Consider the following 15,635-nt stretch of genomic DNA (forward strand, 5'->3'; position numbering starts at 1 on the left):
GATCTAGTTGTTGGATTGGTAAACGAGTAACTGAACCGATAATTTTGTTTTCTTCCCCGACTCCACGGTGCCCACCAAACGATGGTTCCACTTGTCCTGCAAAGTGCCGGTATAATTACCGGAGAGCGGCACAAAAGCGCGTTCCGTATAATTATTCGAGGTCATTTCCGTGCTGATGTATGCCGGCACATCCCAGGTATAAAATGTATTGATACCGTAGATATCGTCTCTCACCAGCCTGCCGTTCTGCGCCGCTGAGCCATCCAGTGTGGCAAGTGGCCCTTCGTAAGAAAGATCGGGCAAACGGAAATACACGTTCAGCGAATCGGGAATCGTATAATCACGGTAAGTACCGCTGTTGGGATACAATTGCAACTGGGCAGACATGAGCCGGACGAAGTCGCCATACCCCGGAATGGTTTTGATGGTGGGGAAACTGAACCCGGTACGAATGCCCGCAAGCGGAAAGAAAAGATACTGGTTACCGATATTTTCCGCTTTAACCGAACTGCCCGGCGTTACGGATGCGAAAGCCGTTCCGGCTGTATTGACCGATATTTCAGAGAAATCTTTCCCGGTTGCCGAAAGTTCGAACTGGAGGTATTTCGATTCCCGCACGGCCACATCGGTATGGTAATACAAACGGATATAAATACTACTGTCGGCTGTGGGAAAAGCATAAAGCGGACCATTGCCTTCCGGCACCAGCTTCACCCCTTTGAACCAACGTTGAAAAGCTTCATCGGTGCGGATAATTTCATTCTTTTCTTTGTAATACCGGAACAATTCAATGCCGAGATTATCCGTGAGTTTCACACGGACCGAATCGCCCAAAAACGGCCGCATACTCCGGTTAAAAACACCTAGTGCACCCGTTTCTTCCCCGAAGGAACTCACGTTAAAAAACAGGTTGTCCTCATTGTAAATTTCCTGCGCCAGCCGGTGCACATTCAACTTAAACGGCACCGTGGTATCCCCGAGGTAGGTGGTGTTGATCTTCGCCACGAAAACGATGGAGTCGTAGTATTCATTCTGGTTCCCGACATTGTTGTAATCTACCGTGGGCAATTTGAAATGCAGGTAACCTTTGGCTGAGGTGGTGCCCACCAAAGGATCACTATGTGTTCCGGCCACTATGATACCGGTGTTGCCGGTCTGGAAGGAGTCGAGCCTGAAAACGGTGGCATTTACGCTGAACGTATCCAGGTTAATGAGGTAAGGGTTTTCAGAAACGTTCACCGTTTCAATGTAAACCGGTTCTTTCGTACACGAAACAAATATAGTGCAACACAACAGCCAGCGGCAGATCCTGATCATGAGCCTGTTTTCGCCAAACTTAGAGAGGGAGCTTTCTTATAAAATGTGAATTGCGGCGAATGAAGCTGTTCCGTCGATGAAATTGGGGTTGCTGGGTGTTTTTTGCCGGTAAGGCCATAGTGTTAAATACGTTGCGCCGTAGCGTCGTTGTGAGAGAAGAAAAATATTTCTCGCAACGACGCTACGGCGCAACGCGGCTGTTTAGGAAAGATTAATACCCCGGATTCTGGTAAGCTGCCCTTCCGGCGGCATCCAGCGGTTTACCGGTTTCATCCGTGAGCTGGCTCAGGTATTGGTTGGGCCATGGACGGAAAGTGTAATGTTTTTGCATGAGCCCTTTGCCGTTGCCATCCTGTCCGCTGGACCCTGAGGTGTTCGCGGAAACGGGCCATCTTCCGGTGAGGGGCGAAGCCATCTGGTTGTGGTAGATGGTACGCTCGTAGAGAATACCGGCATTGTGCTGGTCTTCCCAGGTGATGCCTTCTGAAAGGAACTCGCGGGCTTTTTCATTGTATATAAAATGGATGAACATATCCGCTTTGGTAGTGGCCGTGGGGATGTATTTCTCAAGGTTGGCCTGCGGTGTGCCCGGCGTAAAATGATCTTCCGTTACCATGATCTTATTGTAAGCGCCGGCTGCGGCGGTGTAAGGCGCCTGCCTTTCTCCCGCGCTAAGCGTGGCCGCCTGCGGCTCATACTGCGCCAGCACATTGGGACGGTTTTCCCCAGCTTTGTATGCCGCACGTTGACGCAATACATTGATGTCGTTCACGGCGAGGACGTACTGTCCTTTTCTGCCATAGGCTTCGGCGCGCAGCAGGTAAGTTTCGGCGAGGCGCATCAGGATGGCATCGCGTGTACCGTTTTCGCTGTTGAAGTTGGCTTCATCGGAACTGCCCCCGCGGAGCGGGTCCACGTATTTTTTGGAAGAAAGGTAGGGCGCGTTCCTGGCGGTGGCGAGGCCCATGGGTGAACCGTCCACAAACAGGCGGTAATAGTACCTTCCGGTTACCGCTGAACGGATCCAGCGCACCATGAACTGGAACGGCATCGCCATGACCATGGCGGAATCGAGCGCTTCGTCCCTTTGGTTTTCAATGTAAATCAGCGCGCGTTGTCCGGATAAAATCCTTTTGGTACCAGCGGTTACCGCAGGTTCATTCGCAGGTTTGTTGGCGTTCCACCAGGCCGCCGCGGCGGCACTCCAGGTGAAGGAAGTACTGGTTGCGGGCGGCATGTTCGCGATGTATTCGTACTGGAATGTTTTGTAATACCTCGAATCATTCACTTTGTCGATGAAGTTATCGTAGCCCCAGTCGGTTGGTTTGAAGGTACCGAAGGGACGGCCATAGGCCATCACACGGGTTACGCCGGTAAGATCAGTATAGTTTCCGACATGGTAGTTCACGGAGCGGTTGCCGCCGAACCTGCCGTTCAGGGAAGTGTTCACATCAAATTGCGCGGCCCACAACACTTCGGAATGCGGATTGGTTTCGGAGACGGCGGGGTTGAACAGGGTCCAGTAATCGGGAGCGAGCGCGCCTCCGGTGCCACCAATCACTTCGGAAGCGACGGTGATCACGGAATCCAGGTCGGTGGCCACATTGCCTTTGTACAGCATTTTCAGGTGCGTTTCAGCACTGTTCTGAAAAGGCGCGGCCTGGGCGCGGTTAAGGTAAAGTTTAGCAAGGAAATGACCCGCGGCCCATTTGGTAGCACGCCCGCGCTCGGTGGGCAGCACGGTAGGCGGAAGATTTTCATAGGCGTATCTCATATCAGCGATGATCTGCTTGTAAATATTCTCCAGGGAAGCTTTGGGATAGTAATAAATACCGTTGTCTTCCCGGTTGGGTGTAAGTAGTAAAGGAACGTCTCCAAGTTGATTGGAGATGAGGTAATAAGCCCATGAACGCAGCATCAAAATTTCCGCACGCCTTACCTTCCGGAAATTTTCATCTGTGCCGAATTTACCGGGCTTCACGTTATCAATGATTTCAAGGGCGATATTACAATTGTTGATGTGTGGATAAGCACCCATAGGGGCATTGTTCGAATTCGCGGCACCGAGATAATTGTTCACGTTTCCCGCGATCAATCCCACATCACTGCCATAATCACCAGCGCCCATTCTCGCCTGGGCAGCATTGGATATCATATAAGCATCCGTTCCGGCCTCTATCAGCCTGGCGCCATTGGCATCCCATTCATGCTTCACCCGGGTGTACACGTACAAGCCGTTGATGAGCGCATTCAAACCATTCTCATCGTTGAAATAATCCTGTGTTAAGCTGGCCACCTGCTTTTCTTCCAGGAATTTCTTGCAGGAAGAAAGCGAAATACACGCCAGCACAATCGCGAAAAATAATATATAGCGTTTCATATTTTTTCTTTTATGCGTCTTATAATCCAAGTCTTACACCGAACACCACGCTCTGTGGAAGAATGGTATTATTGTTGGTTCCACCGAGTGGAGCAGTGTTGTTGGAATTGGGTTGAGATTGCGATGACCAGTTGGTTTCATCATCCGGGTTCAGTCCCATCTTCACAATATCCCCACCGAAAATGAAGGGGTTCAGTACCTGGAAATTCAACTGAAGTCCATTGATGGATGCCCTTCTCAACAATTGTTTGGGAAGATCGTAGGTAAGGGAGATATTTCTTACTACATAAAAAGTGCCGTCGTTGTATTGCATGGCGGGCGTAAAGTTCTCCACCTGCGCCCCGGATATGGGCATGGGCCATCTTCCGTTGGGATTGTTCCAGCTCCACACATCGTTCTCCACACGCCCATTGGGATTGGCACCGCCGTTGAGGTTGGGGAATCCGCCAAAGTACATTTGCCCGACACGCGCGTAAATGAAGGAACTGAGCGACCAGTTTTTGTAAGTAAAAGTGTTGGTGATACCGCCTGTCCATTTTGGCCTTGCCGATCCGCGGATCACATAATCTTCCGCGTTGATCTTATAATCACCGTTCTGGTCTTTTACTTTGATGGTACCGGGGTAAAACCTGTGTGCGTTCGCATTAAATTTGGCCATTTCTTCCAGGTCCTTCGCGGTATTCTGCCATATCCCATCGTTTTCGTAATGGAAGAACACCTGGATGGGTTGCCCAATGAACCAGCGTTGCGCCAGCATATCTACTTTCCCGTTCATCAGTTCCACCCATTGTTCATCGTTCACGGCGAAGTTCACGTCCATACTCCATTTAAAATCCCTTTTATCCACGTTCACCGAGGAAAGGGTTACTTCAAATCCTTTGTTCTGTGTGGCGCCTACGTTTTCCAGTTTCTCCACATAGCCTGAAACGGGGTTAAGCGACTTGTTCATGATCAATCCCGTTGTATTGGCCTTGTACACTTCAAATGAGCCGGACAACCGGTTGTTCAGCAGGGAGAAGTCTATGCCCGCGTTCCATTGCGCCGTTTGTTCCCAGGCCAGTTGCGGGTTCTGCACCAGTTGTGGCAGGTAACCGGTGGCGGCTGTTCCACCGAACACATAAGGGTTTCGGCTAAGCGGTCCCGTGGTAGTATATGGGTTTACGGAAGAGTTGCCCGTTACGCCATAACCCAACCTGGGCTTCAGTTCAGTGATCCAGGATACATTGCGGAGAAATCCTTCCTCCTGCATTTTCCAGGCCACGGCGAAAGAGGGGAAGAAATCCCATTTATTTCCAGGGGCCAACACGGAAGAACCATCATAACGGCCCGTAGCTGTAATAAGGTACTTATCCATCAATGTGTAATTCACACGCGCCATGTAGGATGCAAGGGTATTCTCCGTGAAACCTGATCCATATCCATCCGGTCGCCCCACGGTATTGGAAGCGAGATCGTACCACAAACTCAGTGGAGAAGTGGAGTTGGAGATGTTCGCCCCAATGTTTTCTCTCCTCGATTTTTGTGTAGACTGTAGCAAAGTAGCGCCTAAACGGTGGTCCGTACCGAACGATTTGTCGAAGTACAGCAGGTTTTCCACCACCCATGAAAAGTTCTCTTCCCTGTTGTGGCTCGCGGTATTGGGCCTTGCCGTAAGGTGAGAAGTCGCTTCCGGACCTGTCCAGGAACCGCTTCTGAAATTCCTGACCTGGGCGCCGAAGTTGACCCTGTACTTCAGCCAGGGTGTGAACTTCACTTCCATGTAAGAATTCGCCATAATGGCGGATGCCCTTCTTTCATTGATGGATTGATCGATGTCGATAATAGGGTTCCAGAGTGAAAGATTTCCACCGGGATTACGCACGAAAAGCCCGTTCTCATCATAAGGAAGCGCGTAGGGAAACTGGTCTATAGCACGGGAATACAAATCTTTTGAGCCGGTGTTGCCGGAGTTTGTGGTGATCCCGAAATTCTGTTTGGAGAGTGAACCGAGTATAGAGACGCCCATGGTGAGCCATTTGTTGGCGGTGATGTCTCCATTCATATTGAGGTTAAAGCGTTCGAAATCCTGGTCCTTCTGTACGCCGAGCTGGTTATTGTATCCCAGTGAAATATATAGTTTGGAGGTTTCGGAGCCTGTTGATAGTGCGATCTGGTGGTTCTGTGTGATGCCTGGTCTTGTTACGGCGCCAATCCAGTCGAAATTCCTGATATTGGCGGAATTGTATACCGGAACCATCGCCGGCCATCCCATGGCCTGCTCTTCAGCGGTGGTGGGACGCATGCGCACCGTTCCCCCGATCTGGTCTTCCCATTCATAGCCCATCATAACAGATTCCAGGGCGCGGGGATCGCTGGTGATACCGGTCATTTTCTGGCGGTCGAGTGCCGGATCAGGATACCATGACATTGGGGGAACATTAAGATTGCTATTCGCATTGCCCGGAACATCCTGATAAGCACGCCCGTTTATAAGGGCTTCGCGCCAGCGGTCGATCCATTGTCCGCCATCCATCCAGTCGGTGAGGGCCTTGTAAGAATCAACGGAAACCGTAGCGTTGTAGTTTACGGTAACGCGTCCTTTGGAGCCTCTTTTCGTGGTAATCAGCACTACCCCATTCGCGCCGCGTGAACCATAAATAGCGGTAGCCGAAGCGTCTTTCAGAATTTCAACTGAAGCGATATCATTGGGATTGATATCATTGATAGAGAAAGAAGTTACGCCCAGCGCAGCAACGATGGGTATACCATCCACTACATACAGCGGCTCATTGGAAGCGCTTTGTGAACGCGTGCCCCTGATTCTTACAATAGGCGTTTCACCAGGCTTGATGTTCGTGGCCACGTTCATGCCCGCGGCTTTACCCTGCAAGGCCTGCAAAGCATTGGTAACCGGCCTTTCTTCCAGCGTTTTCGCGGTAATTTTTGTTACGGCACCCGTTACATCACTTTTCTTCTGCGTTCCGTAACCAATCACCACCACATCTTCCAGCGAATTATCAGCGGGTGACAACGTGGCATCTACAGTCGTTCTGCCGTTAACGGGTATTTCGCGGGTGGCGAATCCCACGTAGCTGAATACAAGTACCGCATTGGATGCAGGAACACTGATACTGTAGGTGCCATCAGCGCCACTGCTTGCGTTAGCCTGCCCACCTTTCACCTGAATGGTTACGCCCTGAAGCGCATTACCCTGTGCATCGGTGGTTTTTCCACGAACCTGTGTCGTTTGCGACCAGGTTGGCAAATAAAATAGGAAACATAGGAGCGCAGTTAATACGCTACATTGCAATCGAGAGGAGTTCATATGGCAAATGTTAGGTTGAAGAATCAAATTCAATTTATTTAAAGCCTTGTTAAAAATCGTCCTGTGCTATCCTGTTATTCAACGCGGATCAGGGGTTGCGTAAAATTCATTCGTCTATACAATCTGTGCTTTGGTCGCCTATAACACTTTCTCTTTCCTGCGCGCCTTTAGTTTCGGGGCAAAACATAAATCGCGTATGAACAGGTTCTTTATTGTACTGGCAATGGGCATTGCACTCACCGCCGGCTCCTGTACCAAAACTGAAAGTGATGACGACGACACCATCGGCAACTGGGTGCGCCGGTCCGATTTTGAAGGCGTGGGCAGAAGTGAAGCCATTTCCGTTACAACAGGTGATGATCGTGTATTTGTAGGACTGGGCTATGATGGTGTGAACAGGCTCACGGATCTTTGGGAATATGATGCGGAGCGGAATTTCTGGACAAAGAAAAAAGCATTTCCGGGAACAGCAAGAAACTCCGCGGTAGCTTTCAGCGTAAACAATAAAGTATATGTAGGACTGGGCTACGATGGCGTGAACTACCTGAAAGATTTTTGGGAATACGATCCTTCAACAGACGACTGGACACAACTCGCTGACTTCGATGGTTCCGCACGTTACGGCGCCACCGCCTTCTCCATCGGCACCACCGGTTATGTATGCTGTGGCTACGATGGCAACTTCCTTAAAGATTTCTGGGCCTTCGATGGCGGCACCAAAACATGGACACAAAAAATAAGTCCGGGCGGCACTAAACGAAACGAACCCGTTTCCTTTGTAATCGGCCAGAAAGCCTATCTCGTTTCCGGCACCAACAACGGTTCCAATGTGAACGATGCCTGGGTGTACGATGCTACTACCGATGCCTGGACCGAAATCAGAAAAATCAGTAATGTAAGCGACGAAGATTATGATGACGACTACAACATTGTACGCAGTAACGCCGTAGCTTTCGCACTTGGCGGAAAAGGATACATCACCACAGGCATCAACGGGTCTTATGTAAGCACCACCTGGGAATATGATCCCACTACTGATTTGTGGACCCTGAAAACATCATTCGAAGGAACGGCACGCGAAGGCGCCGTGGGTTTCACCAGCAAAGGCAGGGCATTCGTAGCCATAGGAAGGAGCGCCAGCTACCGTTTCGACGACTGCCGCGAGTTCCTGCCCTTTGCCGAATATGAAGAGAATGACTAACTTACCCGCATGACGCCGCCCCCAAGAAAATGGTACCATAAAACAATCTTCCAGGTGATCCTTCATTGTATCGCCTGGATATTGTTTTTTTCCCTGCCCGCTATTCTCTCCATCAATGCCAGAGAAGGCAGGACCGGGTTCCCCATGGGGGGAAGGGGATTCCTTATTCAGAAAAGAATGGCTGGCGACAGTTTGCGTTTCTCGGAAGGGAACAGATGGATCATCACCGATTCTCTGCGTGAACGCCCTGATTTCCGTCGCGGTGGCCCTATGCCCATCAGCATCAGTATTCCTTCCATGCCCTCAATGCTCATCAACGGCGTGCAACTGGTGTCGAACATAGGGCTGGTGCTGCTTTTTTATTTCAACGCATACCTGCTGATCCCGCGATTCCTGTACAGGAGAAGGTACCTGTTTTATTTCAGCCTGATACTACTTGCGTTCCTGCTCACCAATTTCATTGTGCACCTTGCCATCTCTTATGAGTTCGGAGGCGATATGCCGTTGCGCGGACACATCGTATTCAACCTCTTTCCCTCCCTGCTTATCATCACAGCAAGTACACTTTACCGTTATATCAAAGACAAGATCAAAAACGACCAGCTTCAGCAGGAAAAAGAGAACGAACAACTGAAAACGGAACTGTCGTTCCTCCGGTCGCAGATCAGTCCGCATTTTCTTTTTAACGTCATGAACAGCGCGGTATCGCTGGCAAGAACCCGTTCAGACCAACTGGAAGAAACGCTGATCAAGATTTCGCAGTTGCTCCGTTATATGTTGTATGAATCAGAATTCGACAAAGAGAGTTTGCTGCGCGAAACTGAATACCTTGAAAATTATATTGAATTACAGAAACTCCGCTTCGGCGACCAGGTGAATATTTTTTTTCAGAAGACACTGGAAGACGCGAACGCGCGCATTGAACCGATGCTGCTGATTCCCTTTGTAGAGAACGCGTTCAAACACGGGATCGGCAACCTTTCTTCCCCAAGAATCAATATACACCTGCACGCCGGGAAGCAAACGCTTTATTTTGAAGTAAGAAACAAATTCGAACCGAATGAACCGCGGATCCACGATGCCAATTCCGGTATCGGGATACCGAACGTACAACGCAGGCTGCAATTGCTTTACCCCGGCAAGCACCAGTTGTTGCTGCGGCAGGAAGAAAACTGGTTCATCGCTGAACTAACCATACATTTATCATGATCAGGTGCATAGCAGTTGACGACGAGAAACCGGCCATGGATTTACTGGCCGATAACATTGGAAGAGTGCCTTTCCTGCAACTGGTGGGCAAATGCCGCAATACCGCGGAAGCGTATGAATGCATGCGCAACGAACAGGTGGACCTGGTATTCCTGGACATCCAGATGCCCGGTATTACGGGTATGGACTGGTTAAAAAGCCTACCCACCCTTCCCATGGTCATCTTAATTACCGCTTACGAGCAATATGCGGTGGAAGGCTTTGCAGTAGGCGTAACGGATTACCTGGTTAAGCCTGTGCCCTTCGACCGCTTTTTGAAAGCCTGCCACAAGGCGCATGAAATTTTCCTCCAAAAAAAAAATTCGATACCCCCTTTACCCAACCCCGTTTCCCGCGATTTTATGTTCGTTCATGTGGAATACCGTCAGGTGCGGGTGAACTTCTCCGATGTGGTGATGGTGGAAGGCATGAAAGATTATGTGAAAATTCATTTGGATGGCCTGCGGCCCATTCTTACCCGAATGAGCATGAAAGCCATCGAAGAGAAACTTCCGGAAAGCATTTTCCAGCGGATACACAAATCCTATATCGTATCCGTTCCACGGATACGCGAGATCAAAAAAGGGCTCGCGCTCATCGGCGAACACGAGGTGCCGGTGAGCGATCATTACAAAGAAAAACTGGAAGAACGGCTGGGCTTGTAAAGATTAGCTCCCGAACAGTCCTTTCAGCTTATCCATCATCCCGCCGCCGCCTTTGCCGGAGAATGCTGCTGTAAGGTCCTGGAGGTCCACATCACCGTCTCCGTCCTGGTCCAGTCCACCTTTAAACTTCCCGAGCAATCCCTGTACATCCAGTCCGGAGGTGCCGCCGTTGCTGAGGGAATTGAATATCCCCTGCAGGTCGAAGGAGCCGTCGTTGGGATCGTTCGTTTTGTTGACGAGGTTCTTCAGCACATCGGGCACCAGTCCGTTGGCTACGGAACCCGCCTGCTGCTGGTTGAGTCCCAATTTGTCCATCAGGTTCTGCACCACATTCCCGGACACCTGCTGAACGGCCGGATTGTCCGGATTGATGTCCTGCTTTCCGCTGAACATGCCCAGCACCTGTTTGATGCCGCCCTGCGAAATCAGTTGTTGCAAACCGCCGGTGATGGAATCCCCGGCCACCGCCACGGCTTCCTCGTTCCTTTCATTGGGAACCGCCGGATTATTGATGATGGAGCCACCCGCGTGTTGTTTCACGAGGTTAAGAAGATTGTCAAGCATATCGATGGGTTTTAATGGTTCCCGAAAGGTACGCTTATTCACAACGCCCGCTGTATTATGTTAGCGTTTACGGTGAAAAAACGGTACCCGGTGGCACCGCTATAGCGGTGCCACCGGGTACCCCGAACTTTCCTATATTTATGCTGTTATTATCCCGGCATCCTCATCCATTAAAGAAACAGCGGCGCATGAAAGGATTTCAGTTCACCAAGTTCACGCCTTCCGAAGACGGCAATACACCATTCGACAAACTCATGGATCTCTTCATGGAACTCCTCACTTACACCAACGGCGATGTAAGTGAAGCACTCCAGTGGATGACCCAGCTCGACCAGCAATACCAGCTCACCAGCCAGGAATATGGCCTGGGAGATTTTATTGACGACCTCAAGGACCGCGGCTATATCACTGAAGATCAATCTTCTGGCACGATAAAGATCACGCCTAAAACGGAACAGTCGATCCGGAAAAGATCCCTGGAGGAAATATTCGGGAAACTGAAAAAAACGAAGAGCGGCGACCACCGCACCTTCAGACCCGGACAAGGCGATGAGATCAACCCCGAGACCCGTCCCTACCAGTTCGGCGATACCCTCGAACAGATCGATTTCACCAATTCCATCCGCAACGCGCAGATCAACCACGGCATCGAATCGTTCCAGATGCGGGAAGACGATCTTTCTATCCGGGAAACGGATTTCAAATCCCAGACCTCCACGGTGCTGATGATCGATATTTCACATTCCATGATCCTGTACGGCGAGGACCGCATCACGCCCGCCAAGAAAGTGGCCATGGCACTGAGCGAACTGATCACCACCAAATACCCCAAGGATACCCTTGACATCGTGGTTTTCGGTAACGACGCGTGGCCGGTAGCCATTAAGGACCTTCCCTACCTGGAAGTGGGGCCATACCATACGAATACAGTCGCCGGGCTGGAACTGGCCATGGACCTGCTCCGCAGAAGGAGGAACCCCAACAAGCAGATCTTTATGATCACCGACGGGAAACCCACCTGTCTGAAACAAGGGAAAAGGTATTACAAAAACAGCTTTGGCCTCGACAGAAAGATCACCAACCGGTGCATCAACCTGGCCGCTCAATGCAAAAAACTTAAGATACCGATCACCACGTTCATGATCGCATCTGACCCCTATTTGCAGCGGTTCGTACAGGAATTCACGGAAACCAACAACGGGAAAGCCTTTTTCGCTTCCCTCGATCGCCTCGGCGCATTCATTTTCAGGGACTTCGAGAACGGCAAACGCAAAACAGTTTACTGATCCATGAGCATTACCCAATGGCGGACGCATTAATAATTTGCTTAATTTACTGCTGATAACCACAAAACAGCAGCGGAACAAAGATGAATATGAAGGAACTACTGACCATTTCGACCTTAGGAGAACTGAAGACCTCCGGCTACAAACCCCGGAACGTAAAAACCGAACTCAGGGAAAACCTCATCAAAAAACTTCAAAAGAAAGAACCCACTTTCACGGGTATTCTCGGCTACGAGGAAACCGTGATCCCCGATACAGAAAGGGCGCTGTTAAGTCGCCACAATATCCTCTTCCTCGGTTTACGCGGACAGGCTAAAACAAGAATGGCCAGACAAATGACCGACCTGCTGGACGAATACATTCCCGTGATCGCCGGCTCCGAAATCAACGACGATCCCTTCTACCCCATTTCTCAGTACGCCAGGGACCTGCTCGCCGAACAGGGCGACAATACCCCCATTCACTGGCTGCACCGCTCCGAAAGGTATGGCGAGAAACTCGCTACCCCCGATGTAAGCGTCGCCGACCTCATTGGTGATATAGACCCGATTAAAGCCGCCAACCTGCGCCTGAATTTCGCCGACGAACGCGTGATCCACTATGGCATCATCCCGCGCAGCAACCGCGGCATATTCGTCATCAATGAGTTGCCCGATCTCCAGGCACGCATCCAGGTGGCCCTCTTCAACATTCTTCAGGAAGGCGATATACAAATCAGGGGATTCAAACTGAGAATGCCGCTGGACATCCTTTTCGTGTTCACGGCCAACCCTGAAGACTATACCAATCGTGGTTCCATCGTTACACCGCTGAAAGACAGGATTGAGAGCCAGATTCTGACGCATTACCCTAAATCACTGGAAACCTCGCTGGCCATTACTGAGCAGGAAGCCAATATCCTGCCCGAACAGGAGAAGAAAATCAAGACCAGCGATCTCATCAAACGACTGATAGAACAAGTCGCCTTTGAAGCGCGCACTTCTGAATATGTTGATAAGAAAAGCGGTGTTTCCGCACGTCTCACCATCGCGGCCTTTGAAAACGCGGTGAGCGCCGCTGAAAGAAGATCGATTATTTACAAGGAGAAAAACACCCAGGTCTGGATCAGCGACCTGGCGGGCATCATCCCCTCCATCACCGGGAAGATAGAGTTGGTATATGAAGGCGAGCAGGAAGGTCCGTTGCAGGTAGCCTGGAACCTGCTTGAAAAAAGCATCCGTTCACAATTCGTAATCTACTTCCCGAATCCCGACGCCCTCAAAAAAAGAGGCAGGGGCGGTCAGAAAGAAAAGGAAATTGAAAATCCTTATGCGCCGGTCACCCGCTGGTTCGATCAGGGCAACCAGCTTGAAATACTCTTTAACCTAACGGATGCACAAAAAGTGCAGGAGCTATATAAAGTGGATGGCTTGTATGCACTGGTGAAAAAGCATTATCCGCAAGCGAATGAGCAGGAAGCCGCATTGCTGATGGAATTTGTGCTGCACGGGCTGGCGGCGTACTCGCTGATCAGTAAAAAAGTAATGGAAGGTGGTATTTCCTTCAAGGACCTGATCGGCTCCATGATGAACCTGGGGCTTTCGCAGGAAGATGATTTCGGGGAAGAGGATATTTAATGAAATGAATATAGAATAGTATCGAAATGGCTTCGGGTAACCGGAGCCATTTTATTTCCAGATATTCACTTCTCTTTCCAACGTCACTCCGAATTTCTCCTGTACACTTTTCAGGATTTCCGAACTCAGTTCATACACTTCTTCTCCCGTCGCATTGCCATAATTCACCAATACCAATGCCTGCTTTTCATGGCAACCGGCATCACCTTTCCGGTAGCCTTTCCAGCCACATTGTTCTATCAGCCAGCCGGCAGCGAGTTTCACCTGCCCCGCGCCTGCGGGATAAGCGGGAATGGCAGGATACAATACTTTCAGCGCATCAAACTGCTGTTGGTCAACGACAGGATTTTTGAAGAAAGAACCGGCGTTTCCGATCTGTTTCGGATCGGGCAGTTTAGAAGAACGGATGCGGATCACCGCGTTGCTTACCGCCCTTATTGAAAGATCCTGAACACCCATCGCTTCCAGCTCCTGCGCGATAGCGCCATAAGAAATATTGAAGGCATGTTTACGAGTAAGCCTGAACGTTACATTCGTAATGCAGAACTGGTTTTTGAATACTGTTTTGAACACACTTTCCCGGTAGCCAAAAGCGCAATCTTTCAGCCCCAATACCACGGATTTTTTTTCTGAAAGATGAAAGGCTTCCAGTTCATGAAAAACGTCTTTTATTTCCACCCCGTAAGCACCGATGTTCTGCATGGGCGCCGCGCCTACCTGTCCGGGAATAAGTGACAAATTCTCGATTCCCCCGAGGCCATTTTCTATACAGAACAACACGAAGTTGTGCCAGTTCTCGCCTGCTCCTGCCCGCACAAACACTTCATCTCCTGCTTCGCGCACGATTTCGATGCCTGGAATATCATTCTTCAATACCCAGGCATCCGGATCTTTCGTGAAGAGTATATTACTTCCACCACCCAACAACAGCAGCGGCTTCGTAAGGCCCTGCACCCTTCTTTCCAACAGTTCACCCAGTTCATCCAGGGAACGAAACCGGGCGAAATAACGGGCGTTAACGGCGATACCGAAAGTATTGAACGGGCGAAGCGGGAAATTTTCCTGAATTTGCATGAGAAATCTGAATTAGCGCAAAATAAAGGAATAATCACCATGCAAGAACGTTCTGCTGTATTGATCGGGGCCACGGGGCTTATCGGGCACCATTTGCTGCTGCGTTTACTGGAGGGCAATGCTTACAGTACCGTGAAAGTACTGGTGCGGCGTCCCTTCCATATAAAACACCCCAAACTCACCATCCATGTGGTCGATTTCAGGAACAGGGCGCAGGTGTCCGAAGCCATGGAGGGTGGACATGTGTTGTTTTGCTGCCTGGGCACCACACAACAGCAGGTAAAAGGCGACAAAACCGCTTACCGCTTTGTGGACCATGATATCCCGGTGCATTGCGCGGAACTCGCTGCTGAAAAAGCATTCAGTTCCTTCCTCATGGTATCGGCCGTAGGCGCGAATCCTTCTTCCGGCAATTTCTACCTGAAATTAAAAGGAGAAACGGAGAAAGCTGTTCAGGAGAAAGGGTTGAAAGCTGTACATATTTTCCGGCCATCTCTGTTGCTCGGCAAAAGGAAGGAACTACGGGTGGGAGAAAGGATCGCTCAGGCCGTGATGCCTGTTATTGCGCCATTATTGCCTGCGAAGTACAGGCCTATACAAGCTACAAAGGTGGCGGATGCTATGTTGAAAGCTTCTTTGGAGGAAAGCGCCGGGGTGAAGGTGTATGGGTTTGCGGAGATGTAGGCCTTACCCCCGGCCCCTCTCCCCGGGGAGAGGGGTGAAACGGAGTTTATGCTTCACGATTTTGGGCGCAATCAGCTAACTTTTTTGTTTAAACATATCGTTGCCAAATGCACTGCACACATGCATGTATTTAATTACGATCCACCATATACTTTTGTAGCAAGCGTAAAAATCCTGCCTCCCAATAAAATTGACAAAAACGCAATCAGCATATTGTTGACGACAAAGCAAACCCGTCACTAAACATGCTATGCGTACACCACTATTCGATTACGATGAACTATGCCCCTCTCCCC

Annotated in this window: 11 protein-coding genes; 6 read left to right on the plus strand and 5 right to left on the minus strand. The window is 50.1% G+C overall.

Translation table 11 applies throughout. The features are described 5' to 3' along the window. Window positions 1-3 precede the first annotated feature (3 nt). The 3 genes from M4J38_RS02495 to M4J38_RS02505 form a co-directional block, all read right to left on the minus strand. Window positions 4-1,317 (minus strand): DUF4270 family protein, encoded by a 1,314-nt coding sequence (locus M4J38_RS02495; protein ID WP_251757945.1) that lies wholly within the window; start codon window positions 1,315-1,317, stop codon window positions 4-6. Window positions 1,318-1,528: 211 nt separating this feature from the next. Then, window positions 1,529-3,697, minus strand: a complete 2,169-nt coding sequence (locus tag M4J38_RS02500) for a RagB/SusD family nutrient uptake outer membrane protein (protein ID WP_251757946.1) — start codon at window positions 3,695-3,697, stop codon at window positions 1,529-1,531. A 19-nt stretch (window positions 3,698-3,716) separates the two neighbouring features. Next, the gene (locus M4J38_RS02505; RefSeq protein ID WP_251757947.1) at window positions 3,717-6,941 is read right to left on the minus strand and encodes a TonB-dependent receptor; all 3,225 of its coding nucleotides are present in this window, start codon (window positions 6,939-6,941) and stop codon (window positions 3,717-3,719) included. Window positions 6,942-7,197: 256 nt separating this feature from the next. Here M4J38_RS02505 and M4J38_RS02510 point away from each other — a divergent pair, with 256 nt between their 5' ends. The 3 genes from M4J38_RS02510 to M4J38_RS02520 are packed head-to-tail and all read left to right on the plus strand — an operon-like array spanning window position 7,198 to window position 10,115. Further along, complete coding sequence (locus M4J38_RS02510; protein WP_251757948.1) at window positions 7,198-8,202, plus strand: kelch repeat-containing protein; 1,005 nt, start codon at window positions 7,198-7,200, stop codon at window positions 8,200-8,202. A 9-nt stretch (window positions 8,203-8,211) separates the two neighbouring features. Further along, a complete protein-coding gene (locus M4J38_RS02515) occupies window positions 8,212-9,411 on the plus strand; it encodes a sensor histidine kinase (protein WP_251757949.1) in 1,200 nt (399 codons plus the stop codon). Continuing rightward, complete coding sequence (locus tag M4J38_RS02520) at window positions 9,408-10,115, plus strand: LytTR family DNA-binding domain-containing protein (protein ID WP_251757950.1); 708 nt, start codon at window positions 9,408-9,410, stop codon at window positions 10,113-10,115. Before M4J38_RS02515 ends, M4J38_RS02520 begins: the two co-directional genes overlap by 4 nt. A 3-nt stretch (window positions 10,116-10,118) precedes the next feature. Here the strand turns inward: M4J38_RS02520 and M4J38_RS02525 are convergent, their stop codons facing one another. After that, window positions 10,119-10,679 (minus strand): hypothetical protein, encoded by a 561-nt coding sequence (locus tag M4J38_RS02525; protein ID WP_251757951.1) that lies wholly within the window; start codon window positions 10,677-10,679, stop codon window positions 10,119-10,121. A gap of 188 nt (window positions 10,680-10,867) precedes the next feature. On the opposite strand from M4J38_RS02525, the gene M4J38_RS02530 reads away from it, so the two are divergent. Both M4J38_RS02530 and M4J38_RS02535 read left to right on the plus strand, forming a co-directional pair. Continuing rightward, entirely contained in the window at window positions 10,868-11,965 is a 1,098-nt protein-coding gene (locus M4J38_RS02530; protein ID WP_251757952.1) for a VWA domain-containing protein, read from the plus strand. Window positions 11,966-12,054: 89 nt separating this feature from the next. Beyond that, the gene (locus M4J38_RS02535) at window positions 12,055-13,581 is read left to right on the plus strand and encodes a sigma 54-interacting transcriptional regulator (RefSeq protein ID WP_251757953.1); all 1,527 of its coding nucleotides are present in this window, start codon (window positions 12,055-12,057) and stop codon (window positions 13,579-13,581) included. 51 nt (window positions 13,582-13,632) lie between these two features. Here M4J38_RS02535 and murB read toward each other — a convergent pair whose 3' ends face one another. Beyond that, entirely contained in the window at window positions 13,633-14,655 is a 1,023-nt protein-coding gene (gene murB / locus M4J38_RS02540; RefSeq protein WP_251757954.1) for a UDP-N-acetylmuramate dehydrogenase, read from the minus strand. Between the two features lie 39 nt (window positions 14,656-14,694). Here murB and M4J38_RS02545 point away from each other — a divergent pair, with 39 nt between their 5' ends. Further along, window positions 14,695-15,339: an NAD(P)H-binding protein gene (locus M4J38_RS02545; protein WP_251757955.1), complete on the plus strand. Its 645-nt coding sequence runs from the start codon at window positions 14,695-14,697 to the stop codon at window positions 15,337-15,339. The last annotated feature ends 296 nt before the right edge of the window (window positions 15,340-15,635 follow it).

Source organism: Parasegetibacter sp. NRK P23, from assembly GCF_023721715.1.
Taxonomy (GTDB): Bacteria; Bacteroidota; Bacteroidia; order Chitinophagales; family Chitinophagaceae; genus Parasegetibacter.

Coding starts and splice junctions, on each gene's coding strand:
- M4J38_RS02510 (WP_251757948.1), top strand. CDS start 7,198: ATGAACAGGTTCTTTATTGTACTGGCAATGGGCATTGCACTCACCGCC.
- M4J38_RS02525 (WP_251757951.1), bottom strand. CDS start 10,679: ATGCTTGACAATCTTCTTAACCTCGTGAAACAACACGCGGGTGGCTCC.
- M4J38_RS02545 (WP_251757955.1), top strand. CDS start 14,695: ATGCAAGAACGTTCTGCTGTATTGATCGGGGCCACGGGGCTTATCGGG.
- M4J38_RS02520 (WP_251757950.1), top strand. CDS start 9,408: ATGATCAGGTGCATAGCAGTTGACGACGAGAAACCGGCCATGGATTTA.
- M4J38_RS02515 (WP_251757949.1), top strand. CDS start 8,212: ATGACGCCGCCCCCAAGAAAATGGTACCATAAAACAATCTTCCAGGTG.
- murB (WP_251757954.1), bottom strand. CDS start 14,655: ATGCAAATTCAGGAAAATTTCCCGCTTCGCCCGTTCAATACTTTCGGT.
- M4J38_RS02535 (WP_251757953.1), top strand. CDS start 12,055: ATGAAGGAACTACTGACCATTTCGACCTTAGGAGAACTGAAGACCTCC.
- M4J38_RS02495 (WP_251757945.1), bottom strand. CDS start 1,317: ATGATCAGGATCTGCCGCTGGCTGTTGTGTTGCACTATATTTGTTTCG.
- M4J38_RS02500 (WP_251757946.1), bottom strand. CDS start 3,697: ATGAAACGCTATATATTATTTTTCGCGATTGTGCTGGCGTGTATTTCG.
- M4J38_RS02530 (WP_251757952.1), top strand. CDS start 10,868: ATGAAAGGATTTCAGTTCACCAAGTTCACGCCTTCCGAAGACGGCAAT.